The organism is Streptomyces sp. NPDC058678, from assembly GCF_042714835.1.
Taxonomy (GTDB): domain Bacteria; phylum Actinomycetota; class Actinomycetes; order Streptomycetales; family Streptomycetaceae; genus Streptomyces.
This window is the reverse complement of record NZ_JBHXSG010000037.1, coordinates 1-22,873: the sequence shown is the minus strand read 5'-3', so window position 1 is coordinate 22,873 and position 22,873 is coordinate 1. Positions and strand designations below refer to the sequence as shown.

Genomic DNA, 22,873 nt, shown 5'->3' with positions numbered 1-22,873 from the left:
GCTGCGGGTGCCTCGCGTGAGGGCTTCGTGCTCCGCGTCGCCCGGCCTCGCCCGCGCCGATTCGGACCTGTCCCGACTTCCCCTGGAACCGATTCGATGATCGAGTTACCGGATCTGGTGGCCGGTGGTCCCGCCGCCGGCACACTGTCCGCGCTCGCCCTCGGCGGCGGGCTGCTGCGATCGCCGCGTCAACGGGCCCTGCGTGCGCGGAGAACGCCGCGTTGCACATCCCACTCGACGACGTGTCAAAGGCGCACGGCCGAGGTCAAGAATCCGGCCGCGCGATGTGTTCCCGTCGCCGCCCGCCGACTGGCCCATCCGCACGTGGTCGTCCCGGGCCCCTTGCAGCCGCAGATCTCCGGGACGCCGCTGGGCCTGGCGCCGGTTGTCGTGGCCGGCGGACCCGCACGCCTGCCCGGTCGAGCATCACACGCTGCACATCGCGACCAAGGCGATCGAACGGCTCACCCGGTAGACGCCCGGCCTCGAACCCGCCCTGCCCCGCGCGCGCCCCAGGCGGCGGCCCGGCCCGTTCCACGCTCGCTGACGTCGCCGCCCTTCCGGTTCAGTCCCCGCTCACCCGACCAGCCAGGAGTTCCGTCGTGACCGTGACCGACCGCATCGACCGCTTCGTCATCGACTCGCTCGGCTCCGACATCGCCGGCGAGAGCGAGCAGTTGCGCGCCCTCGGCCCGATCGTGCCCGTCGAAATGCCCGGCGGCATCCCCGCCTGGGCGCCCACCCGCTACGACGTCCTCAAGGAACTCATCCTCGACCCACGGGTCAGCAGGGATCCCCGCAAACACTGGCGCCTGTGGCCGGAGATCGGCCAACACCCCTCGTGGGGCTGGGTGCTCGGCTGGGTGGGCGTGGTGAACATGCTCTCCACGTACGGCACCGACCACGCACGGCTGCGCAAGCTGGTCGCACCGAGCTTCACGCACCGGCGCACCGAGGCGATGCGGCCGCGGGTGGAGGCGATCACCGCGGAGCTGCTGGACACCCTGGAGGCCTCCGCCGCCGACGTCGTCGACATCAAGGCGGCGCTCGCCCAACCCCTGCCCATGCGGATCATCTCCGAACTGTTCGGGGTGCCCGAGGAGTTGCGAGCGGACACCGCGCGGCTGATCGCCGCCATCATGGACACCTCCGACCCGAGCCCGGAGCACGCCGCGTTCGTGCAGCGGCAGATCGGCACAGTGCTGCCCGCGCTCATCGCCCACCACAGGGAGCACCCCGGCGACGACCTGACCACGGAGCTGATCCGGGTCCGGGACGAGGACGGCGACCGGCTCAGCGACGAGGAGTTGCTCTACACGCTGCTGCTGGTCATCGGCGCCGGTTTCGAGACCACCGTCAACCTGATCGGCAACGCGGTCGTCGCCCTGCTTCGGCATCCCGAGCAACTGGCTGCCGTACGGTCCGGAACGATCCCGTGGGACGCCGTGGTCGACGAGACACTCCGGGTCCACCCGTCCATCGCCTCGCTGCCGCTGCGGTTCGCCGTCACCGATCTCACCGTCGGCGACGTCACCGTTCCGGCCGGGGACGCGATCCTCACGACGTACGCCGCCGCGGGGCTGGATCCGGCGCACTACGGGCCGGACGCGGACGCCTTCGACGCGGCGCGCGCGGCCGACGACCACCTGGCGTTCGGGATCGGCGTGCACCGGTGCGTCGGGGCGCCGCTGGCCCGTACGGAGGCCCTGACCGCGCTGCCGACGCTGTTCGAACGGTTTCCCGATCTGCGGTTGGCCGCCGACGCCGACGAGCTGCGGCAGGTGCCGTCGTTCATCGCGTTCGGCTGGCAGGAGATCCCGGTCCGGCTGCGCGGCTGACCCGGCGGTCAGTACCGGTCACCGAGATCGAGGCGCGGGAGCGCGACCGGTCCCCCGTTCCGGTCGTGCCCCCGCGGTGCCTAGAACTTACGTGTGAAACGCAACCGTTGTGAATCGCGTCGATGCCCGCTGTGCCGCGCACAGGGCTCACCCGTGCACAGGTGAGTCCGGATCGCCCGGTTTCGCCCGGTCCAGGACGGGCGGTTCGAGCTCGCCCACGGCCAGGTGGGCCAGGACGACCTCGTAGAGATCGCTGCCGGCGGCGAGGAGCTGGCGTTCGAGGACGGGTTCCGCGCCGCGGACGTGCTCGCGCACGGTCTGCGCGTGCATGCCGAGGGTCTGGGCGGCCCGCTCGGAGTTGCCGCCGGCGGCTATCCAGGTGCGCAGCGTCCGGCGCAGATCCCGGGCGTCGGCGTCCAGCCGGCCGAGGAGGTCCTGCGCCCAGGCGCGGACCGCGGTCCCGGTGAGGAGGTCGGCCAGCCGGGTCGGGGCCGGCTGTGCGGTGCCCCGTGCGGCCGGGATCTCGGCGAGGCCGATCTGGGTGTTCAGGGCGAGGTGCGCGGCGGCGCGGACGGTCAGGTCGGAGAAGTCGGTGCCCAGCAGCCCTTCGACGCGTTCCATACGGGCGCGGACGGTGTTGCGGCTCACGCCGAGGACCTTCGCCGCGTTCACGGCGGTGAACTCCAGGCCGAGCCGGGTGGTGGCGAGGAGTTCGGCACGGGTGTGGTGCGGCAGCGTGTCGAGCGGGTGCAGCACGTCGGCGGTCCACTCGCGGAGGGCGGCGGGGTCCATCAGCCGTTCGGGGTGGGTGCGTTCGGCGTAGACGGCCGCCTTGTCCGGCCGGAAGTGCGCGACGGCGAGGGCGCTGACGGCCTGTCCGTAGGCGGTGGCGGTGCGGGCGAGGCTTTGCCGGGCACTGCCGCCGAGGAAGGTATTGGGGTTGCGGACGATGAGGGACCGCAGGGCCTGGCCCGCGGCCTCGCCGGGGGTCACGACGATCACGTGGCCGTCCATGGCGGGGCAGCGTACGACGAGGGCCTGCTCCTCCGTTGCGTCGAGGCACTCCTCGGCGAGGCGGTCACGCTCCTCGGCGGCACCTTCGAGGACGAAGACGCAGGCCGTGTCCGTGTCGAGCAGACCCGGCCACAGGCCCGCCGCGACGCGGCGGGCCGAGACGGTGTCCTCCACCATCAGCAGTTGCAGGATCGCCAGCCTCAGGTCGGACGTCGCCCGCTCCAGCCTGCGCCCCGCCACGCTCGCCTCGCGCGCCCGCAGCAGGAGCTCGACGACCTGCACGGTGTGCGTCACGATGTCCGACGCACGCCGGTCGAACGGGGCCGTACGCGCCACGGCCAGCACTCCGGCCGAGGAAAGGGCAGGCCGGTCCACCCTGACCAGCCGCAGATGCCGGCCCTCCCCCTCCCACGCGGCGGAGGCGATGCGTCCGGCGACGATGTCCGCGACCAGGTCCGCGTCCAGCGGCACCCGGGTGCCGGCGAGGAGCGCGCCGGTGTCGTCCTGCAGGGAGGCCCGGCCCTGCACTGCCTCGGCGAGCCACGCGACGACCCGGTGCACGTCGCGCCCGGTCGGCCGCAGATGGTCGAGCAACTCCTGCGCCCACGCCACGTCCTGCGTGCCCCTCACCTCCGTGTGACGGTATCCGTCCTCTCGGCCAGCCACGTCGGCCTTCTCCTCGCCCCTCGCATCGTCCGGAACATCGGTCGGGGACGTTACCTCACGCCCGGCGGACGTCGCCGCGCGCCAGTGCTCTGCCCGTCGCGTACGCGAACGTGCCGGTGCCCGTCGGGAGAGCCGAGGCCGCTCGCCGTGACCGGGGTCAGGTGAGCAGCGAGCCCGTTCCCTCGGGGGCGAAGCCGGCGAGGGCCTCGTCGATACGAGCCAGGGTGTCGGGGTGCAGGTCGACGCGGGCGGCGGAGAGGTTCTCGGCGATGTGGGCCGGGGTGCGGCTGCCGGGGATCGGCACCACGTGGTCGTCCTGGTGGAGCAGCCAGGCCAGTGCCAGCTGACCCGGTGTCAGGGCGAGGTCGGCCGCGATGCCGCGCAGGGGCGCGTAACGGTCGTTGTTGGCCCTGAGGTTGGCCTCGTCGAAGCGGGAGATGTTGCGGCGGAAGTCGTTCTCGGCGAGGTTGTCCACCTTGCCGGCCAGGAACCCGCTGCCGAGCGGGCTCCAGGCCACGATCCCGACGCCCAGTTCGCGGGCGGCGGCGTGCAGTGCGGGCGCGATGGGCTGCCACATCGACCACTGGGTCTGCACCGCGGCGACCGGATGCACCGCGTGGGCCCGGCGCAACTGGTCGGCGGTGACGTTGGACAGGCCCAGGTGGCGCACCAGACCGGCCTTCACGAGGTCCGCGACGGCGCCGACGGTGTCCTCCAGCGGGACCTGCGGGTCGGGGAAGTGCGGGTAGTACAGGTCGATCACGTCGGTGCCCAGGTTGCGCAGCGACTGCTCGGCGTATCCGCGTACGTGGCGGGGCTCGGCGTTCACGGCGAGCTCGCCGAAGGCGTACGACACGGGGAAGCGGTGGCCCTCGGCGCCCTCGGGGACGCGGAAGCCGAACTTGGTGGCGACGACGACGCCGTCCCGGCGGCCCTTGAGGGCCTCACCGACGAGGCGTTCGTTGTGGCCGTCGACGCCGTAGCCGTCGGAGGTGTCGACGAGGGTGGTGCCCTCGTCGAGTGCGGCGTGCAGCGCGGCGATCGCCCGCTCGTCGTCGATCTCGCCGTACATGCCGGGCGACAGGACCATCGCGCCGAAGCCGATCGCCGAGGTCTCGAGGTCACCGAGTAAACGGTGGGGCAGGGTGGTCATCGGTTGCTCCTTGGCCGTCCGATCTCGCGAGATCTCCTGTGATCCCTTGTGGCCCCAGCCTGTCCCCGGTTCGCTGCCGCCGTCCAAGACATTTCGCTATAACCGTTGGTCATGGACGTTCATGTGCGCGACCTTCGGTACTTCACGGTGCTCGCCGAGCATCTGCACTTCACCGTGGCCGCCCAGAGGCTCTTCATCTCCCAGCCCGCCCTGTCGAAGCAGATCCGGTCGTTGGAGCGGCAGTTGGGCTTTTCGCTGCTGGAACGCAGGCCGCGTGAGGTCGTGTTGACACCCCAGGGGCGGACCCTGTTGCCGAGGGCCCGGAAGCTGGTGGCCGCCTGGGACGAGGCGTTGCGGGAGGCGCGGGCCGCCGGGCCGACGTTCTCGCTCACCGTCGGCATGCAGACGGCCGTCGGCCGTGACCTGCAGCGCGAGGTGCTGGCCCGGTTCCGTGACCAGGGCTGGCGGATCTCCCTGCGACTGGTCAGCTGGGAGGATCCGACCGCCGGGCTCGGCGACCGGGGTTCGGACGTCGCGTTCCTGTGGCTGCCGCTTCCGGTGCCCGGCCTCGTCTCGCGCACGCTGGTCCGCGAAGACCGCTGGGTCGCCCTGCCCGCCGACCACCGGCTGGCCGACCTGCCGGAGGTGGACTTCGCCGACCTCGCCACCGAACCCTTCGTGGCGCTGCCGCGCCCGGCCGGCCCGGTGCGGGACTTCTGGCTGGCCACCGAGGCGCGCGAGGGCGGCGAGCCCTGGATCGGCACCGAGGTGACGTCTCCCGCCGACACCTTCGAGGCCGTCGCCTCCGGGCTGGGCGTGGCTCTGCTCGCGGAGGGCAACGCCCGCCTCTACCCGCGCCCCGACGTGGTCTGCCGTCCCGTCCAGGGGTTGGCACCGGCGGAGCTGGCCCTGGTGTGGCGCGGGAACGACACCCGGCCCGAGGTGGCGGAGTTCGTGGCCGCGTTCACGCCGCTGCCTTGAGAGCCCGCTCGGGCTTGCGCGGTCGTCGCCCGCGTACGGCATAAGCTCGACGGATGGCCAAGTACTTCGACGTGCACCCCGACAACCCGCAACCGCGCACCATCTCCCAGGTCGCCGACAGTATCCGCTCGGGTGCGCTCATCGCGTACCCGACCGACTCCTGCTACGCGCTGGGCTGCCGGCTGGGCAGCCGTGACGGCATCGACCGGATCCGGACGATCCGCCGGCTGGACGACCGGCACCACTTCACCCTTGTGTGCCAGGACTTCTCGCAGCTCGGCCAGTTCGTACGGATCGACAACGACGTCTTCCGCGCGATCAAGGCGTCGACGCCCGGCAGCTACACCTTCATCCTGCCCGCGACGAAGGAGGTGCCGCGCATGCTCCAGCACCCGAAGAAGAAGACGGTAGGCGTGCGCATCCCCGACCACGTCGTCACCCAGGCCCTGCTCACCGAGCTCGGCGAGCCGCTGCTGTCCAGCACACTGCTGCTGCCGGACGAGGAGGAGCCGATGACGCAGGGCTGGGAGATCAAGGACCGGCTGGACCACGTCCTGGACGCGGTGGTCGACTCCGGGGACTGCGGAACCGAACCGACGACGGTCATCGACTTCTCGGGCGGCGAGGCGGAGGTCATTCGCAAGGGCGCGGGCGACACGTCACGGTTCGAGTAACGGGTTCGCCAAGGGGCGTTCACGGCAGGGCAAGGCGAGCAGGGGTGCGGGACACGCCCCTGACCAGGCGTGTCACGATGACCATGATCCGCCCGGTCGTCCGGGCGGTCTCGCCGGCCGACACGCCACAGAGAGGCAGCCCCAGCCATGACCGCTGTACAGGGAACCGCACTCGACATCCCCACCGGCGACGGCACCGCCGACGCGTATCTGGCGCATCCCGGTGACGGCCGCCCGCATCCGGCGGTTCTCCTTTACATGGACGCTTTCGGGCTGCGCCCGCAGCTGACGTCCATGGCCGACCGGCTGGCCGAGGCCGGCTACACGGTCCTGGTGCCCAACGTCTTCTACCGGCACGGGCGGGCGCCCGTGGTGGAGCTGCCGGAGTTCATCGATCCGGGGGCGCGGCCGGAGATCTTCGAGCGGATCGGCCCGATCATGCAGGCGCTGACCCCGGAACTGGCGATGCGGGACGCGCGTGCGTATCTGCGGTGGCTGGCCGACTCTCCGGTGGCAGCCGACGGCCCGATCGCCGTCACCGGCTACTGCATGGGCGCCCGGCTGGCCCTCCACACCGCCGGCACCTTCCCGGAGCGGGTCGCGGCCGCGGCGGGTTTCCACGGCGGGCGGCTCGCGACCGAGGCCCCGGACAGCCCGCACCTGGTGGCCGGCAAGGTCACCGCGGAGCTGTACTTCGGGCACGCCGACCAGGACCCGTCGCTGCCCGTCGAGCAGATGGAACGCCTGGAGGAGGCGCTCACCGCGGCCGGAGTCCGTCACACCTGCGAGGTCTACTCCGGCGCGCGCCACGGTTTCACGCAGGCCGACACCGCGTCGTACGACCGGGCGGGCGACGAGCGGCACTGGGCGGCCCTGCTCGATCTCCTGAAGCGCACGTTCTGATCCGGCGGCGTCACGTGGGGAAGGTGCGCGGAGCGTGTCAGATCGGGCGCCCCGGAGGGCGCATCTGGCTGGAACTCGCGCCTGCGTGACCGGAGTCGGACCCTGCCGAACGTGACTTGAATCCTTACCCCCGGTTACTCATAGGAACCGCTTGCTTTACGTGGCCTATACCCGTAAGCCTTCCTACCCAAGGTGTGACTCGGGGGGGTTGTTGGCGTATGGAAGGCACGGTTGACGGGTTCCGCTATGGGTTGGTGACCCCTTTAGCGGCCTATGTGATGGCGTGTCTGGGAGGGGCTCTGGGACTGCGCTGCACGGTCCGGTCCCTGCTCGACACACAGTCGTGGAAGGCGGGCTGGCTCGCGCTCGGCGCGGCCGCCATCGGATGCGGCATCTGGACGATGCATTTCATCGCCATGATCGGGTTCCAGGTCGAGGAGACCCGGATCCGCTACGACGTGGGTCTGACCGTGCTCAGCCTCGCGGTGGCGATCGTCGTGGTCGGCATCGGCGTGTTCATCGTGGGCTATCGCGGTGCGAGCACGGTCGCACTGTCCGCCGCGGGCGTCGTCACCGGTCTCGGCGTCGCCGCCATGCACTACCTGGGCATGGCGGCCATGCACCTGAACGGCGAGGTCCACTACGACCCGCTCGTCGTCGCGCTCTCGGTGCTGATCGCGATCGTCGCCGCCACGGCGGCCCTGTGGGCGGCCGTCACGATCCGCGGCTTCCTGACGAGCCTCGGGGCCAGCCTGATCATGGGTGTGGCCGTGTCCGGGATGCACTACACGGGAATGGCCGCCGTCAGCGTCCATGTGCACGACACGAGAGGCGGCACCTGGGCCGGCGACTCGCCCCACTCGCTGCTGTTACCCATGCTGCTCGGGCCGGTCATCTTCCTCGTGCTGGCGGGCGTGGTGGTGATGTTCGATCCCCTGCTGGTCCTGGGCGACGACGACTCGAACCGGTCGGCTCCGCCACGGCGGGCCACCCGGACCGCGCCCGCCGAACCGCGCGGTTCCGTCCACGAGAGCACGGCGTGGGCCGTACCGCGACCGCGGAAGCCGTACGACGCCACCGAGCGCGTCCGCCGTCGGTGACCTGACCCAACTCCCGGCCGGTTCCAGACCGTTGTTACGGTGCACCGGTGTCTGAATCTTCACGTGATACCGCCGCAGGCGCCGGCTGGAACACCACGGAACGCGGCCAGTACCAGCAGCTCATGCCCCACAAGGTCGAGAAGATCTCGTGGCTCGACCCGAGGACGCTGTGGGCCGCCCGCAACGGAGTCGTGGCGTCCTGGTTCGGGGACCCCACGGGCCGAACCCGCAACCGCTGGGTGGCGCAGCGGGCGGCGGCAGGCGCACCGACCGACAAGGTGATCCGGCGGGACGACCCGGACCGGTTCTCCTTCATGGTCATCGGCGACACCGGTGAGGGCGACGATCCCCAGTACGCCGTCGTCCCCGGGTTTCTGAAGGTCGGTGACGACACGCGCTTCGCGGTGGTCGCCAGTGACGTGATCTACCCGGTGGGCAGCGCGGACGACTACGGCACCAAGTTCTTCCGCCCCTACCAGGACTACCGGGCGCCGATCTACGCGATACCCGGCAACCACGACTGGTACGAGGACCTCGGCGCCTTCATGCGCGTCTTCTGCGACGACGCCCCGCCCCTCGAACCGGAGCCCAAGCCCCGTCCCCTCACCCGCGCCTGGCTGCGGTCCCTGCTGTGGCACCGACCCCGCGCGAACGACGGCCAACGCCTCGGCGAGGTACGCGCGTTGCGTTCGGCCGCGGCACAACAGGCCGTCCAGCCGGGCCCGTACTGGGCCATCGACGCCGGGCCGGTGCGGATCATCGGCATCGACACGGGTCTGCTGGGCGGCATCGACGCCGAACAGGGCGCCTGGCTGCGCGAGGTCTCCCAGGGCCCCCGCCCCAAGATCCTGATCACCGGATCGCCCCTGTACGTGGACGGCGAGCACCACCCCTGCGCGATCGACGGCGGCGGCACGGTCGACGACATCGTCCGCGACCCGGAGCACCACTACGTGGCGGCGATAGGCGGCGACATCCACAACTACCAGCGCTACCCGGTGCTGGTGGACGGCCGCACCATCCAGTACGTCGTCGCGGGCGGCGGCGGCGCGTTCATGCACGCCACCCACACGATTCCCCACATCTCGGTCGCCGACGTCACCGAGAAGGACTTCCGCTGCTACCCGCTGCGCGGCGACTCCCTCGCCTTCTACAGCAGGCTCTACGGCCGTCGGCTGCACCTGCGCCGTTTCTTCACCCTCACCGAGGCCGAGGCGACGGCCGTGATCGTCGAGCGGCTCGGCATCCCGCCGACCCGCACGCCGGGTGGGCCCGTGCGGGTCACCCTGCGCACCCGTGTCGTCGCCAGTCTGCTGGGCGCGGGCGGCCGCCCCGACCGCACCTCGCGCTTCCGGCTCCCGGTCCGCAAGGTCTACACGCAGCTGTTCTCGCCGAGTTCGGCCACCTACAGCCCGCCGTTCTTCAAGTGCTTCCTGCGTCTGGACGTCACCCCTGAGACGATCCGGCTGCGCTGCCACGCGGCCACCGGCAACCGCGCCCAGGAGCTCGAGCCGCCGGTCGAGGACGAGATCATCATCCCGCTGGCCTGATCACTGTCGTACGGTCGCAGCCTGCGACACTCCGGACAGAACCGCTGTCCGACTCGAACGCTGGAGGGGCCCGTGCCGCCGACCTCACGCCCGTTGCGCAAGCTGGGCTTCCTGACCATCGGCCTGTTCGACGAGGCCGATCCGCGCCGGGGCCACGAGTCCACGCTGGAGATCATCGAGCTGGGCGAGCGGCTGGGCTTTGACAGCGCGTGGCTGCGCCACCGTCATCTCCAGTACGGCATCTCCTCGCCCGTCGCGGTGCTGGCGGCGGCCTCGCAGCGCACCCGCCGTATCGAACTCGGTACCGCGGTCATCCCGCTGGGCTGGGAGAACCCGCTGCGGCTGGCCGAGGACCTGGCGACCGTCGACCTGCTGTCCGGCGGCCGTCTCAACCCCGGGGTGAGCGTGGGCCCGCCCATGCGCTACGACGAGGTCAAGGGCGCGCTGTACCCGGACACCGCGGCTGCCGAGGACTTCAGCTACGAGCGGGTGCGGCGGCTGCTGGACTTCGTGCGCGGGGAGCCGGCCACCGATTTCAGTGGGGTCGAGGGGTTCGAGGTGTTCTCGGACCGGGTGCAGCCGCACTCCCCCGGCCTCGGCCGCCGCCTCTGGTACGGCGGCGGCAGCCTGGGCTCGGCGAAGTGGGCCGGCGAGCACGGTATGAATTTCCTGGTCAGCAGCGTCGTCAAGGCGGAAGGGGCCGAAGGGGCACCGGACTTCGCCGAGATCCAGCTCTCCCACATCCGCGCCTTCCGCGCCGCCCACCCCGACGGCGAGGCCGCCCGCGTCTCCCAGGGCCTCGTCGTCATCCCCACCGACTCCGCCTCGCCCGAGCAGCGCGCCAGGTACGAGGAGTACGCCGCCAAGCGCACGCCTCGTACCACGACGCCACAGGGACCGGCCCGTCTGATGTTCGCGCCCGACATCGTCGGCACGTCGCAGGAGATCGCCGAACGGCTGCACGCGCACGCCGCGTTCCGCGAGGTCGACGAGGTCGCGTTCGCGCTGCCGTTCACCTTCGGGCACGAGGACTACGTGCAGATCCTCACCGACATGGCGACGAACCTGGGCCCGGCACTGGGATGGCAGCCCGGCGCCTGAGCGGGATCACCAGCGCCCGGGCTCGGTCCCGGTGATCGGCTCCGACGGCTTGCCGTCCACGCCGACCGGTACGTCACCGCTGAGCATCACCCGGTGCATGGTCCGGGGGAAGTCGAGGTGGGCGTTGTCGCCGGGCGCGAGATGGATGGTGGCCCGGTTGTCCCAGAAGGCCACGCTGCCCGGCTCCCAGCGGAACCGGACGGTGTACTCGGGCCGGGTCGCCTGCTCGAGCAGCATCTCCAGGATCGCGGCGCTCTCGGCCCTGGAGAGGTCGGCGATCTGCTCGACGTAGTAGCCGTTGACGGACAGGATCCGCTCCCCCGTCTCCGGGTGGACACGCACCAGGGGGTGCAGCGAGGCGACCTGACGGTCCAGCAGATGGCGGACGTACGCGTCGTCGCCGGGCCGCGGCTGGTAGCCGACGCCGAGCCGGTGCTCGGCGCGCAGCCCGTCCACGAACTCCCTGACGGGGGCGGAGAGTCCGGCGTACGCGGCCGCCAGGTTGGACCAGGTGGTGTCGCCGCCGTACGGCGGGACGGTCTCCGCGCGCAGGATCGTCGCGGCCGGCGGGTCGATGCGGGCGCCGTGGTCGCAGTGCCAGCCGCGCAGCAGGGTGTGACGGCGGCGTCGCAGCCATTCCTCGTGCTCCATGCCGAACCTGCCGCCCAGTTCCAGCCGGTCGGCGGTGGTCTCGATCTCGGGGAAGTCCGGCGGCGAGGCGCTGCCGCGCTTGCGCAGCACGACCGGTTCTCCGAAGCGGCGGGCGAACGCCACGTGCCCGGGGTGATCGAGTCGCTGCCCGCGGAAGAACACCACCTTCCAGCGCAGCACCGCCGCCCGGATCGCGGCGACCACGGTGTCGTCGAGGGCGTCGGCCAGGTCGACGCCGGTGACCTCGGCCCCGATGTGTCCGGCGACCGGCTCGACCTCGATCCTTGAGGCCTCGTCCGAGCGGCCCGCAGTGGCCCTGTCCGTCGTCATACACGCTCCGCATGGTCGTCCTTGGCACCGGCCGGGCTCGGACCGGCTCTGAAGATCGTGACAGCGTTCGGCGAGCGTGGCGACCGGGCCTCGTGGGGTCGCTTCCGCGAGGCGCGTACGGGCTCGCTGCCCAGCGCGTCGGCGAGGACGCCGTCGGGGATACCGTCGGCGATACCGGATGTCGACATGTCACCCTCCCTCCCCTGGGACGAGTGTGCGCGCCCTGCCGCGGCGTCCCCGAACGCTTTTCCGGGAGCAGGAGGGAGGCCGCGGTGTGCGGCCCTCCGGCCGTCCGCCGGCCTCACTCCCTCCCTGTCCGGTTGATCACTGCTCCCCCTGTCCACGACCCTGGAGGTACGACACAGTCAAGGGAAGGCCACGCAGTGATCAGCATCCCGACGCACACGCTCAACGACGGTACGACGATCCCCGCCCTCGGCCTCGGCACCTGGCCGATGGACGACACGCAGGCGGAGCAGGCGGTACGCGGCGCGTTGGAGGCCGGCTACCGCCTGGTCGACACGGCGACGAACTACCGCAACGAGACCGGTGTCGGCCGTGGCGTGGCCGGCAGCGGCGTGCCCCGCGAGGAGATCGTGGTGACGACCAAGCTCCCCGGCCGGCACCACGGCTACCAGGAGACTCTCGCCTCCTTCGAGGAGTCCCGCGCCCGCCTCGGCCTGGACCATGTGGACCTGTACCTGATCCACTGGCCGCTCCCCCGTGTCGACAAGTACGTCGACTCCTGGAAGGCCATGATCAAGCTGCGCGAAGACGGTCGCGTGCGCTCGGTCGGCGTCTCCAACTTCACGGCCGAGCACATCGAACGCCTGGAGAAGGAGACCGGGGTCCTGCCGGCGGTGAACCAGATCGAGCTGCACCCGTTCTTCCCGCAGGACGAGCTGCGGGCCTTCCACGCCGGCAAGGGCATCCTGATCGAGAGCTGGAGCCCGCTGGGCCGGGGCACGGCGCTGCTGGACGACCTTGTGGTCGGCGGGATCGCCGAAGCCCACGGCGTGACGCCCGGCCAGGTCGTCCTGCGCTGGCACGTCCAGCTCGGCGCGGTGCCCATCCCGAAGTCGGCGGACCTCGAGCGGCAGCGCCAGAACCTCGACGTCTTCGGCTTCGAGCTCGACCCCGCCCAGATGGCCGCGATCGCGGACCGCGCCCACCGGCGCGTCGGCGGGGATCCGGAGACGCACGAGGAGTTCTGACTCCCCCACCGGGTACTCGGGGCCGGTGGGACGGGACGCCCGGGAAGGAGTCGACCGTGGGTGAGCGTGACCGGCTGCGGGACTACCACGGCAAGCGGGACTTCGGCCGGACCGGCGAGCCGCGCGGGCGACAGGCCTCGTCCGGCGCGGAACCCCGCTTCGTCGTGCAGATCCATGACGCCAGTACCCTGCACTTCGACTTCCGGCTCCAGGTGGACGACGTACTGAAGTCCTGGTCGGTTCCGAAGGGCCCCTCCGACGATCCGAAGGACCAGCGGCTCGCCGTGCCCACCGAGGACCATCCGCTGGAGTACGAGGAGTTCGAGGGTGTGATCCCGGCGGGCGAGTACGGCGGCGGCACGGTGATCGTCTGGGACCACGGCACGTACGAGCCGCTGAGCCACGACCGGAAGGGGAGGCCCGTCGACTTCGGGGAGTCGCTGGAGCACGGGCACGCGACGTTCCGGCTGCACGGGTCGAAGCTGCACGGCAGGTACGCCCTGACCCGGTTCCGGGGCGGCGACGACAAGTCCTGGCTGCTGGTGAAGGCCTCCGAGGGGGGTGCCCGGGGCCACGGCACGCCCGACCCGCACCGGGCCCGGTCCGCGCGCTCGGGCCGCACCCTCGCCCAGGTCGCCGCCGAAGCCATGGAGGAGTGAGCGGTCAGTCCGGCGGCGGCAGCGTCTGCTCGGCCCAGATGGTCTTGCCGCTGCCGGTCTGCCGACTGCCCCAGCGCTGGGTGAGCTGGGCGACCAGGAGCAGTCCGCGGCCTCCTTCGTCGAAGGCGTGGGCGCGGCGCAGGTGCGGGGAGGTGGAACTGCCGTCGGAGACCTCGCAGATGAGGGTCCGGTCACGGATCAGCCGTAGCTGGATGGGCGGTTCGCCGTAGCGGATCGCGTTGGTGACCAGTTCGCTGACGACGAGTTCGGTGACGAAGGCGGCCTCGTCCAGTCCCCAGGCGGTGAGTTGTTCGGTGGCGGCCTGCCGGGTCGCGGCCACGAGGGCGGGGTCCGGTGTGACGTCCCAGGTGGCGACCTGGTCCGCGCCCAGCGCCCGGGTGCGGGCCAGCAGCAGGGCCACGTCGTCGCCGGGTTCCTCCGGCAGTACGGCCTTCAGCACGGTGTCGCACAGGGCGTCGAGGCTCTCGGTGCGGGCGGTCAGGGCGCGGCACAGTTCGTCGGTGGCGTGGTCGACGTCGCGATCGCGGTCCTCGACGAGGCCGTCGGTGTACAGGGCGACGACGGCTCCCTCGGGCAGTTCCACCTCGGTGGCCTCGAAGGGCAGCCCGCCGACGCCGAGCGGGGGGCCGGCGGTCAGGGGCATGAGCCGTGCGGTGCCGTCGGGCAGGACCAGGGCCGGCGGGGGGTGTCCTGCGGCGGCCATGGTGAGGCGGCGGGAGACCGGGTCGTAGACGGCGTAGAGGCAGGTGGCGCCGAGTTCCGCGACGTCCTCGTCGGTGTCGCCGGACGCGAGGTGGGTGACCAGGTCGTCGAGGTGGGTGAGGAGTTCGTCCGGCGGGAGGTCGACGTCGGCGAGGGTGCGGACGGCGGTGCACAGCCGTCCCATGGTCGCCGAGGAGGGGATGCCGTGGCCGACGACGTCACCGACGACCAGGGCGACCCGGCTGCCGGAGAGCGGGATCACGTCGAACCAGTCGCCGCCGATGCCGGCGAGCGACCCGGAGGGCAGATAGCGGTGGGCCACCTCGACCGCCGCCTGACCGGGCAGGCCGCGGGGCAGCAGGCTGTGCTGGAGGGCCAGGGCGGTGGTGCGTTCGCGGCCGAAGCGACGGGCGTTGTCGATACAGACGGCGGCGCGGCCGGCCAGTTCCTCGGCGAGGACGGCGTCGTCACCGACGTAGTCCTCCGGGTGGGCGATGCGGACGGCCACCGCGACACCCAGCGTGGTGCCGCGGGCGCGCAGCGGCACCGCGAGCATCGAGTGGACGCCTCTGCGATGGGGGCGCCCCGCGGGTGCCCGCGCGTTGCGCTCGGCGACCCACCGCATGAAGTCCGGCTCGCCTGCCTGGCCGAGGACCGCTCTGACCTGCCGCAGCGCCTTCGCGGGCGGCGAGTAGGGCGGATAGACGTCCACCTCGCCCAGGCGTACGGCCGCTTCGGGGGTGCCCCCGGTGCCGGAGCCGTGGGCGACGCGGCGCAGGACGATCTCGCCGTCCAGGGCCACCGCGGGTTCGTCCGCGCCGAGCACCCATTCGAGCAGGTCGACGCTGGCGAAGTCGGCGTACTTCGGGACGAGGAGCTCGACGAGTTCCTCGGCGGTGCGGACCACGTCCAGGGTGGTGCCGATGGCGGCCCCCGCCTCGTTCAGCAGTGCGAGGCGCTGCCGGGCCCAGTACTGCTCGGTGCTGTCGAGCGCCGCCAGGGCGACTCCGGTGACGTCGCCGGAGGAGTCCCGCACCGGCCACATCTCGATGTTCCAGGCGTGCTCCCGGTTGAGGGCGGGCGCGCCGGTGAAGCTCTCGTAGTGGACCGGCCGGCCCGTTTCGGCGACCTGGCGCAGATTGCTGTGGAAGCCCCGGCTGTGCTCGGCGTCCTCCACGGTCTCCGGGAAGGGCCTGCCGAGCAGGACGTCCTCCGACACGCCCATCACCCGGCAGGCGGTGTCGTTGAGGCGCAGATAGCGCTGCCGGGTGTCGAAGACCGACATGGACACGGACGCCTGTTGGAACGCCTGCCCGGCGAGGGTCTTCTCGCCGGGCTGATCCGCGGTGATCACGTACCCCTGCGGGGTGCCGTCGCCTGCGCGTATCGGGTGTGCCTTCACGTCGAGCGTGAGGGAGCTGCCGTCCCGGTGCCGCAGCACGGCGATGCCTGTCAGCGCCGCCACGGTCCCGTCCGGCGGGTCCTCGGCGAGCAGCTCCCGTGCCGGGCGTCCGACGACCTCATCGGCTGGGTATCCCGTCAGCCGCAGGGCACCGTCGCTCCACCCCGTCACGATGCCCCGGGCATCGGTGGTTGCCGCAGCGGAGGCGTGCTCCATAGCGTCCAGGATGGTCCCTTTGTGGCAGCGCATCAACCGCGATGGGCCCTTCCGGGTCCTGTCGGTCAGGCGCGGTGGGCGCGCAGGGCGTCGAGGGCCCGGTCGGCGTGGGTGTTCATCCGCAGTTCGCTGCGGACGACCTCCAGGATCGTGCGGTCCTCGGCTATGACGAAGGTGATCCGCTTGGTGGGCGCCAGGGAGAAGCCCCGCTTCACGCCGAACAGCTCGCGGATCTTCCCCTCGGGGTCGGACAGCAGGGGCATGCCGAGGTTGTGCTGTCCGGCGAACTCCTGCTGGCGTTCGACGGCGTCGCCGCTGATGCCTACGGGCCGGGCGCCGACGGCGGCGAACTCGGCGGCCAGGTCGCGGAAGTGGCAGGCCTCCGCCGTGCAGCCGGGCGTGAGGGCGGCAGGGTAGAAGAACAGCACGACGGGTCCGTCGGCGAGCAGTTCGGACAGGCTGCGGGGCGTGCCGGTCTCGTCCGGCAGCGTGAAGTCCTCGATCTTGTCGCCGGTCTCGGGGCGGGCGCTCATGACCGGCCCTCGCCGCTCCGCGCGACGCTGCGGGCCCACAGGACGAGGGGTATCTGGAGCGGCAGCCGTCCGATGGCGGCGGCCTTCAGGGGTGCGGGGCGGTGGCGCCAGTCGACGGCCATCTTGACGTTGGCGGGGAACACGCCGACGAAGAAAGCGGCGGTGGCGAGCGCTGCCGTCTTCCGGGTGCGCGGGGCGGCGATGCCCGCGGCCAGCGCCAGTTCGGCGACTCCGCTGGCGTACGTCCAGGTCCTTGGCGTGCCGGGCAGGCTGCGCGGGACGGTCGCATCGAACTGGCGTGGAGAGGCGAAGTGGGCGACACCCGCGGCGGCCAACAGGCCGGCGAGCAGCAGGGGCGAGCGTTCGGACCGTGACACGGTTCCTCCTCTGATGACCTGCCGCGCGATATTACTGGACGGTAGAGGTACCTGGACCCACCGCCCTGCCGCAGGACGTCGGCGCGCGTCTTCGAGGGGAGGCCGGGACGATCGCGCCGCACCGCCGCCCGTCCGGACGGATCACCCGGGAACCGCGGCGATGCGAGGGACCGGTGTGCTCAGGCGGTGCCGGCCGGGGCGATGGGCTGCTGCTCGGTGTCGTCGTCGATGGCGTGCGACAGGAAGTCGTCGACCATGCGGTGGAAGAGCGTGGCGAGCTCGCGCAGTTCCTCGGGCGCCCACTCGGACAGTGCCAGCTGCATGCCGCGGGCACCGGCGCCACGGATGCGGTCGATGGCCTGCTGACCGGTCTCGGTGAGCTGGATGCGCTGGGCGCGGCGGTCCTCCGGGTCGGGGACGCGGGTGACGTACCCGGATTTCTGCAGTTGCTGCACGGTGCGGGTGACGTGGGAGGCCTCCACACCCAGCCGGTTGGCGAGTTCCCCGGGCCGCAGCGGCTCGGAGTCGGCGACCTGGCGCAGCAGTGCCACGGCGGCACGGTCCAGGGGGACCTCGGCCAGGGCCATCAGCCGGTCGTGCTGCCGGGCACGCGTGCTCAGGTAGGTGATGCGGGTGAGCGCCCGCTCGATCTCGATGACTTCCGGGGAAGCGGGGACGTCGGGGAGCGGTGGTGTGGACATGGGAACCACGTTACCATCTTGTTGCGTAACTCAAGTAACTTACGGTGTGAGTTTGCGATGAGTATCCGGGCCCCACCGTGTTCACTGTGTTCACTCTGCCCCCCACGCAGGTTCCAGGCGAGCGCGGCGGCCTGGACGCGTACCTGGACGGCCCGGTTGGAGACGATGTACGCGTGCTCCACGCCGTCCCCGACGGCGGCCACGACGTGGAGCGCGCGAGGCGTCGGCGAGGAACAGGGTGCGGCCGCTGCCCAGCCGGCGCGCGACCGCCGTTCAGATGCCTCCGGCCCCGGTGACGACCACCACGTCACGGCGTGCGTCGTACGGAAGAGCCGCCATCGGACAACCTCCTTGTTGTCAGGCCCCGGTTGCCGGGACCTCCGGTCTCACGGCCTCGCTCCAGGCCGCGCCCGCGGCGATCGCCTGCCGCCATACCCGGATGGCCCTGGGCGGCATGCCGACCGCGAGGGCACCGCTCACCCGGTCGCCGGCGCGGTACACGGCGACGAACCGGCGCTCCGCCAGGTCCCCGTCGACCACGGCCACCTCGTCGTGGCCGCGCAGGAAGCCGTAGGCCTGGACCTTCATGTCGTACTGGTCGGACCAGAAGTAGGGCACTGGTGCGAACGGCTTGCGGGCGTCGGGGCGGAGGAGGTTGCGGGCGGCGGCCATGCCCTGTTCGGCGGCGTTGGTGCGGTGCTCGATGCGCATCGAGGTGCCGAACAGCGGGTTGTACCAGCGGGCCACGTCACCGGCCGCGTACACGTTCGGCGCGGCCTCGCAGAACTCGTCGCAGATCACGCCGTCGCCCACGGGCAGTCCGCTGCCGTCCAGCCACTCGGTGTTCGGCAGCGAGCCGACGGCCACGAGCACCTCGTCGGCGTCGATCACCTCGCCGTCCGCGAGCCGCACCCCGTCCTCGGTCACCTCGGTGACGGTGACCCCGCAGCGCAGGTCCACACCCCGGTCCCCGTGGGCCCGCGACAACATCTGGCCGACCTCCGTGCCGACGGCGTGCGCCAGCGGCACGGCGGCGGGTTCGAGGAGGGTCACCCGGGCGCCGAGGCGCCAGGCCACGGCCGCGGCCTCCGCTCCGAGGAAGCCGGCACCCACGACGACCAGGCGCCGCCCCCGCGTGAGCCGTTCCCGCAGCGTCAGGGCGTCGTCGAGGGTACGCAGCATGTGCGCGCCCTCGCCGGGCAGCCGGCGCGGCCGGACGCCGGTGGCGACGATCAGTCCGTCGTACGGCACTTCGGATCCGTCGGCCAGCCTCACCGTCCGCTCGGCGAGTTCGAGGCCGGTCGCGGCCACGCCCAGCCGCAGGTCGAGGGCGAGCCCGGCCAGGTCGTCGGGTGTGCGCAGGGCCAGTCGGTCCGGCTCCCAGTCGGAGGCCAGCAGTTGCTTGGACAGCGGCGGACGGTCGTACGGCGCCCGCGGTTCGTCTCCCACGAGGGTGAGCGTGCCCTCGTAGCCCTCGCGGCGGAGCGTCTCGACCGCCGCGAGCCCGGCGGCCGAGGCGCCGACGACGACGATCCGCCTCACTGGTCGACCAGGCGGATGGCGGCGGCCGGACAGATCGCCACGGCCTCGCGCACGTCGTCGAGGGAGTCCGCCGGGGGCTTCTCGTCCAGCAGGAAGGCGATGCCGTCCTCGTCCCGCTGGTCGAACACCTCGGGGGCGGCCATCACGCACTGCCCCGACGCGACGCACTTCGGCTCGTCCAGTTCCACACGCATGATCTGTACCTCGTCGTTCCGGCTCTGTGGGGGGTTGTCCGTCGGCATCGGGTTCACCAGGTGACGGGCAGTTCGTAGACGCCGTAGACCGAGCCGTCGTGCTTGAACGGCAGCCCGTCGATGTCGGCGGCCAGGCGCAGGGTGGGGATGCGGCGGTAGAGGGTGCTGTAGACGACCTGGAGCTCCATGCGGGCCAGGGGCTGGCCGAGGCACTGGTGGACGCCGAAGCCGAAGGCGACGTGCCGACGGGCGTCGCGGGTGAGGTCGAGCCGGTCGGGGTCGGCGAAGGCCTCGGGGTCCCGGTTGGCGATGTCGTTGGGCATGATGAGGCCCTCACCGGTCCGGATCACCTGTCCGGCGACCTCGATGTCCGCGAGGACCGCCCGGCGCCGGCCGCCGTGCACGATGCTCAGGTAGCGCAGCAGCTCCTCCACCGCCGACGCGACGAGCCCCGGGTCCTCGGTGTCGCGCAACAGGGCCAACTGGTCCGGGTGTTCGAGGAGGGCGAGCGTACCGAGGGCGATCATGTTGGCGGTGGTCTCGTGGCCGGCCAGGAGCAGCAGCACGCCGATCTGGGCGACGTCCTGCCGGGACAGGTCGCCCGACTCGACCCGCTCCACGAGCCCGGAGAGCAGGTCGTCGCCGGGATGGGCCAGCTTCTCGCCCATCAGCTCGTCGAGATAGCCGAGCAGCTTCCCGTGGGCGGCCATCCGGTCCTCGATAGCTGCGTCCCGCGTGATGAGGATCTTGCTGTTCTCCTGGAAGAAGTCGTGGTCCTCGTACGGCACTCCGAGCAGCCGGCAGATGACCAGCGAGGGCACCGGCAGGGCGAACGCCTGCACCAGGTCCACGGGGCCGCCGACGGCGAGCATGTCGTCGATCAGGTCGTCCACGATCTTCTGCACGCCGGGCCGCAGCGCCTCGACCCGTTTCACCGCGAACGGGGCCGTCACCATGCGGCGCAGGCGGGCGTGCTCCGGGTCGTCCATGAGGATGAAACTGATGTTGTTCTTGCCGTTGCTGGGGGCCTGGAGCGGATATCCGGGGCTGGTGATGTCGGCGCTGACCCGCGGGTCGAGGAGCAGGGCGCGCTGGTCCTCGTAGCGGGTGACCAGCCAGGGTGTGCTGCCGTCCCAGAGCCGGACCCTGACGAGCCTGCCCTCGTCCTGCTGGGCGCGCAGCTCGGGGGGCGGGTCGAAGGGGCAGCCCGCCGCCCTGGCCATCGGGAACTCGGGGACCGGCGCGGGCGCTTGCGGCGCGGAACCGGTCAGGGTGTCGGCCATGGTTCTCCTCGGGGTGGGGGGCTCCGCTCGACGGGCGGAGCGCCGGGGTGAAGTGGTCGAGGCCTCGATGAACGCATGCAAACAGAGGGGGCTGACGCCTTCCCGTCAGTTCCCTGACAGAAAGCTGACGTGATCCAGATCACACCTGCTGCCGATCAGTCAACTCCCCGGCCCTACAGTCCAGTTGATGAGAATGAGCCTGCCTCGACGGAGACTCAGCCCTCGGCGTCGGCACGCCCCAGCCAGTAGCCGAAACCCCGGCGGGTGTGGATCAGCACGGGAGCTTCCTTGTCCACCTTGCGCCGCAGGCGGGAGACCAGTTGCTCGATGGCGTTGTCGCCGCGGTAGTCGCCCCAGACGTACCGGCCGATCTGCTCCTTGGACAGCACCCGGTGCGCGTTGACCAGAAGATGGCGCAGCAGCCGGTACTCGGCGGGCGTGAGGCCGAGCGTCCGCGTACCGCGGCGCGCCTCGCACAGGGTGTCGTCCAGGACCAGGTCGCGGTAGCCGAGCGCGACGTCCCGCGGGCTGCCGGGGCCGTTGCCGCGCAGCAGGACCTGGACGCGGGCCAGGACCTCGGCCATCCGGAAGGGCTTGGTGACGTAGTCCCGCTCCCCGAGGTCCAGTTCGGGTACGAGCCGGTCCAGGGAGTCGCACCCGGTCAGCAGGAGCACCGGCAGGCGGTGGGCGAGGACCGGCCGGTCGCGGCCGAGGCCCTCCAGATCCGGCAGCTCCGCGTCGAGGACCACGAGGTCGAACCGCCCCGCACCGAGCCGCGCCAGCGCCTCGACGCCCGAGCCGGCCACGCCGATCCGGTATCCCGCCAGCTCCAGCGTGGTGGAGAGCAACTCGACGACGTCCTGCTCACCGACGACCAGGAGGTGCTGACCGGCCCCGCGGGCCAGCGGCGGTTTCTCACGGGTGCTGCCGTACATGCGCCTCACCCTACCGCCCTGCTTGCCTAACTCAACTAATTCAGGACAGCCCGCACCACAGACGCCCGGGGAGGTCAGGAACCGGATGCGATCGGCGCCGGCCACATTCCGGCGACCGCGTCGACCAGACCGGTCGCGGCGTCATACCAGTTGGCCCGGGGCGTGGAGGCGTTCTCGGCGAGGGCCCGCTCGCGTTCGGCCAGCATGTGCACGACGAGATGGCGGGCCATGTCGCCGCGTTCGGCGCGGACCTCGGCGGGCAGCTCCGGCAGGCACCGGTTGAGCCCTTCGACGATCCGCCGCAGGGCCGGGGAAGCGCGCGACTGACCCCGCCGGGCCGGCTACCCGCGGGTCCGCAACAGGCTCACGCCCGCCCCGAGCGGGACGACGCCCATGCCGACGCCGGTCATGACGCCCTGGTCGCCGTCGACGAACGGAGCGACGGCTGCGACCGCGACGTCGAACAGGAACAGAACCAGAGCACGGGCCCTGACGACAGCATCGGCTGCATCGGGGCTTTCGAGGGCGGCCGTGCCGGCGGCGGCCACGGCGGCACCGCGGCGGGCCTTCCGGGACGGGTGAACCGCGTGACCTTGCCCGGTCAACGATTCCGACGCGTGCCGCCCGCTTCGACGCAGTGCGCTCCCGAACCGGTGGTGCGGTCCGCTGCACCACCGTCCGCGCCGTCCTGCCCGAGGAGGACAAGACCCTCACCCGTACTGCGTTCTCAGTAGCCCGGTTGCCGACGGGCGCACGACGACGTGGCGGCCCGTTCCCGGAAGGCTGTGGAAGGTGACCGAGACCAGGTGGGGAGACCTCCGTTCCATGGCCGTACTTCCGTGTCGACCCGGCGGAGCGCCCTTCCGTCGGCGAGACGGCCTGACCGGTCCGGGCAAGCACCACGACGGCATCGAGGGTGAGTCGCTCCGCCGTCGCCTGAGGGCTCCCACGCCCCCGGCCCAACGGGAGGACGTCCGCGCCTGACCTCTCCCCTCCCCCATGAGGGTGGGCCCGGGGGGGGGGGCGCGGGGGCCCCCCGGCCCGCGTTGGGGGGGGGGGGACCCCCCAGGGGGGCAGGCCCCCCCCCGGGGGACCCCCGGGGTCCCCCCCGCGGGCCGACCCCCCCCCCCCCG

At 71.9% G+C, this 22,873-nt stretch carries 22 protein-coding genes and 1 pseudogene; 9 read left to right on the top strand and 14 right to left on the bottom strand.

Features of this window, described 5'->3' with window-relative positions; translation table 11 throughout:
- Positions 1-602: 602 nt before the first annotated feature.
- Positions 603-1,838: a cytochrome P450 gene (locus ACFWWR_RS29345; protein WP_384306219.1), complete on the top strand. Its 1,236-nt coding sequence runs from the start codon at positions 603-605 to the stop codon at positions 1,836-1,838.
- A gap of 147 nt (positions 1,839-1,985) precedes the next feature.
- Here the strand turns inward: ACFWWR_RS29345 and ACFWWR_RS29340 are convergent, their stop codons facing one another.
- The gene (locus ACFWWR_RS29340; RefSeq protein WP_384306216.1) at positions 1,986-3,518 is read right to left on the bottom strand and encodes a helix-turn-helix domain-containing protein; all 1,533 of its coding nucleotides are present in this window, start codon (positions 3,516-3,518) and stop codon (positions 1,986-1,988) included.
- A gap of 157 nt (positions 3,519-3,675) precedes the next feature.
- Entirely contained in the window at positions 3,676-4,671 is a 996-nt protein-coding gene (locus ACFWWR_RS29335; protein ID WP_384306213.1) for an aldo/keto reductase, read from the bottom strand.
- Between the two features lie 111 nt (positions 4,672-4,782).
- Between ACFWWR_RS29335 and ACFWWR_RS29330 the strand changes: the two genes are divergently transcribed.
- The 6 genes from ACFWWR_RS29330 (at position 4,783) to ACFWWR_RS29305 (ending at position 10,980) form a co-directional block, all read left to right on the top strand.
- A complete protein-coding gene (locus ACFWWR_RS29330; RefSeq protein WP_383868867.1) occupies positions 4,783-5,652 on the top strand; it encodes a LysR family transcriptional regulator in 870 nt (289 codons plus the stop codon).
- Between the two features lie 53 nt (positions 5,653-5,705).
- On the top strand, positions 5,706-6,326 hold the full coding sequence (locus tag ACFWWR_RS29325; protein WP_383868870.1) for an L-threonylcarbamoyladenylate synthase: 621 nt from the start codon (positions 5,706-5,708) through the stop codon (positions 6,324-6,326).
- A gap of 147 nt (positions 6,327-6,473) precedes the next feature.
- Positions 6,474-7,229 carry a dienelactone hydrolase family protein gene (locus ACFWWR_RS29320; protein ID WP_383868873.1) on the top strand — a complete coding sequence of 252 codons (756 nt, stop codon included), beginning with the start codon at positions 6,474-6,476 and terminating at the stop codon, positions 7,227-7,229.
- Between the two features lie 218 nt (positions 7,230-7,447).
- A complete protein-coding gene (locus ACFWWR_RS29315; RefSeq protein WP_383868876.1) occupies positions 7,448-8,329 on the top strand; it encodes an MHYT domain-containing protein in 882 nt (293 codons plus the stop codon).
- A gap of 47 nt (positions 8,330-8,376) precedes the next feature.
- Positions 8,377-9,879: a metallophosphoesterase family protein gene (locus ACFWWR_RS29310; protein ID WP_384306211.1), complete on the top strand. Its 1,503-nt coding sequence runs from the start codon at positions 8,377-8,379 to the stop codon at positions 9,877-9,879.
- 72 nt (positions 9,880-9,951) lie between these two features.
- The gene (locus ACFWWR_RS29305; RefSeq protein WP_383868881.1) at positions 9,952-10,980 is read left to right on the top strand and encodes an LLM class flavin-dependent oxidoreductase; all 1,029 of its coding nucleotides are present in this window, start codon (positions 9,952-9,954) and stop codon (positions 10,978-10,980) included.
- A gap of 6 nt (positions 10,981-10,986) precedes the next feature.
- Here the strand turns inward: ACFWWR_RS29305 and ACFWWR_RS29300 are convergent, their stop codons facing one another.
- Positions 10,987-11,961 carry a TauD/TfdA dioxygenase family protein gene (locus ACFWWR_RS29300; protein ID WP_383868884.1) on the bottom strand — a complete coding sequence of 325 codons (975 nt, stop codon included), beginning with the start codon at positions 11,959-11,961 and terminating at the stop codon, positions 10,987-10,989.
- Positions 11,958-12,149: a hypothetical protein gene (locus ACFWWR_RS29295; RefSeq protein WP_383868886.1), complete on the bottom strand. Its 192-nt coding sequence runs from the start codon at positions 12,147-12,149 to the stop codon at positions 11,958-11,960. The genes ACFWWR_RS29300 and ACFWWR_RS29295 overlap by 4 nt, the downstream gene beginning before the upstream one ends.
- 195 nt (positions 12,150-12,344) lie before the next feature.
- On the opposite strand from ACFWWR_RS29295, the gene ACFWWR_RS29290 reads away from it, so the two are divergent.
- Together ACFWWR_RS29290 and ACFWWR_RS29285 are read left to right on the top strand one after the other, a co-directional pair.
- On the top strand, positions 12,345-13,175 hold the full coding sequence (locus tag ACFWWR_RS29290) for an aldo/keto reductase (protein WP_383868889.1): 831 nt from the start codon (positions 12,345-12,347) through the stop codon (positions 13,173-13,175).
- Between the two features lie 56 nt (positions 13,176-13,231).
- A complete protein-coding gene (locus tag ACFWWR_RS29285) occupies positions 13,232-13,834 on the top strand; it encodes a DNA polymerase ligase N-terminal domain-containing protein (RefSeq protein ID WP_384306208.1) in 603 nt (200 codons plus the stop codon).
- 4 nt (positions 13,835-13,838) lie between these two features.
- Here the strand turns inward: ACFWWR_RS29285 and ACFWWR_RS29280 are convergent, their stop codons facing one another.
- From ACFWWR_RS29280 to ACFWWR_RS29235, 10 genes and pseudogenes are all read right to left on the bottom strand, one after another.
- Positions 13,839-16,175, bottom strand: a complete 2,337-nt coding sequence (locus tag ACFWWR_RS29280; protein ID WP_384306205.1) for a SpoIIE family protein phosphatase — start codon at positions 16,173-16,175, stop codon at positions 13,839-13,841.
- 65 nt (positions 16,176-16,240) lie between these two features.
- Positions 16,241-16,708, bottom strand: coding sequence for a peroxiredoxin (locus ACFWWR_RS29275; RefSeq protein WP_383868898.1), 468 nt, complete (start codon positions 16,706-16,708; stop codon positions 16,241-16,243).
- The gene (locus ACFWWR_RS29270) at positions 16,705-17,085 is read right to left on the bottom strand and encodes a DoxX family protein (protein ID WP_383868901.1); all 381 of its coding nucleotides are present in this window, start codon (positions 17,083-17,085) and stop codon (positions 16,705-16,707) included. The genes ACFWWR_RS29275 and ACFWWR_RS29270 overlap by 4 nt, the downstream gene beginning before the upstream one ends.
- 179 nt (positions 17,086-17,264) lie before the next feature.
- Positions 17,265-17,786 (bottom strand): MarR family winged helix-turn-helix transcriptional regulator, encoded by a 522-nt coding sequence (locus ACFWWR_RS29265; protein WP_383868903.1) that lies wholly within the window; start codon positions 17,784-17,786, stop codon positions 17,265-17,267.
- Between the two features lie 357 nt (positions 17,787-18,143).
- A complete protein-coding gene (locus ACFWWR_RS29260) occupies positions 18,144-19,328 on the bottom strand; it encodes an NAD(P)/FAD-dependent oxidoreductase (protein WP_384306202.1) in 1,185 nt (394 codons plus the stop codon).
- Positions 19,325-19,522: a ferredoxin gene (locus ACFWWR_RS29255; RefSeq protein ID WP_383868909.1), complete on the bottom strand. Its 198-nt coding sequence runs from the start codon at positions 19,520-19,522 to the stop codon at positions 19,325-19,327. The genes ACFWWR_RS29260 and ACFWWR_RS29255 overlap by 4 nt, the downstream gene beginning before the upstream one ends.
- Before the next feature lie 53 nt (positions 19,523-19,575).
- A complete protein-coding gene (locus ACFWWR_RS29250) occupies positions 19,576-20,805 on the bottom strand; it encodes a cytochrome P450 (protein ID WP_383868912.1) in 1,230 nt (409 codons plus the stop codon).
- Between the two features lie 215 nt (positions 20,806-21,020).
- Complete coding sequence (locus ACFWWR_RS29245) at positions 21,021-21,740, bottom strand: response regulator transcription factor (RefSeq protein WP_384306199.1); 720 nt, start codon at positions 21,738-21,740, stop codon at positions 21,021-21,023.
- A 74-nt stretch (positions 21,741-21,814) separates the two neighbouring features.
- A pseudogene (locus ACFWWR_RS29240) lies at positions 21,815-22,066 on the bottom strand (TetR family transcriptional regulator); the annotation flags it as partial.
- 15 nt (positions 22,067-22,081) lie between these two features.
- Complete coding sequence (locus ACFWWR_RS29235) at positions 22,082-22,288, bottom strand: hypothetical protein (RefSeq protein ID WP_384306196.1); 207 nt, start codon at positions 22,286-22,288, stop codon at positions 22,082-22,084.
- Positions 22,289-22,873 lie beyond the last annotated feature (585 nt).

Excerpts from the sequence above, each read along its gene's own strand:
- ACFWWR_RS29295 (WP_383868886.1), bottom strand. The coding sequence starts at position 12,149 with ATGTCGACATCCGGTATCGCCGACGGTATCCCCGACGGCGTCCTCGCC.
- ACFWWR_RS29330 (WP_383868867.1), top strand. The coding sequence starts at position 4,783 with ATGGACGTTCATGTGCGCGACCTTCGGTACTTCACGGTGCTCGCCGAG.
- ACFWWR_RS29300 (WP_383868884.1), bottom strand. The coding sequence starts at position 11,961 with ATGACGACGGACAGGGCCACTGCGGGCCGCTCGGACGAGGCCTCAAGG.
- ACFWWR_RS29245 (WP_384306199.1), bottom strand. The coding sequence starts at position 21,740 with ATGTACGGCAGCACCCGTGAGAAACCGCCGCTGGCCCGCGGGGCCGGT.
- ACFWWR_RS29280 (WP_384306205.1), bottom strand. The coding sequence starts at position 16,175 with ATGGAGCACGCCTCCGCTGCGGCAACCACCGATGCCCGGGGCATCGTG.
- ACFWWR_RS29320 (WP_383868873.1), top strand. The coding sequence starts at position 6,474 with ATGACCGCTGTACAGGGAACCGCACTCGACATCCCCACCGGCGACGGC.
- ACFWWR_RS29250 (WP_383868912.1), bottom strand. The coding sequence starts at position 20,805 with ATGGCCGACACCCTGACCGGTTCCGCGCCGCAAGCGCCCGCGCCGGTC.
- ACFWWR_RS29275 (WP_383868898.1), bottom strand. The coding sequence starts at position 16,708 with ATGAGCGCCCGCCCCGAGACCGGCGACAAGATCGAGGACTTCACGCTG.
- ACFWWR_RS29315 (WP_383868876.1), top strand. The coding sequence starts at position 7,448 with ATGGAAGGCACGGTTGACGGGTTCCGCTATGGGTTGGTGACCCCTTTA.
- ACFWWR_RS29265 (WP_383868903.1), bottom strand. The coding sequence starts at position 17,786 with ATGTCCACACCACCGCTCCCCGACGTCCCCGCTTCCCCGGAAGTCATC.
- ACFWWR_RS29255 (WP_383868909.1), bottom strand. The coding sequence starts at position 19,522 with ATGCGTGTGGAACTGGACGAGCCGAAGTGCGTCGCGTCGGGGCAGTGC.
- ACFWWR_RS29325 (WP_383868870.1), top strand. The coding sequence starts at position 5,706 with ATGGCCAAGTACTTCGACGTGCACCCCGACAACCCGCAACCGCGCACC.
- ACFWWR_RS29335 (WP_384306213.1), bottom strand. The coding sequence starts at position 4,671 with ATGACCACCCTGCCCCACCGTTTACTCGGTGACCTCGAGACCTCGGCG.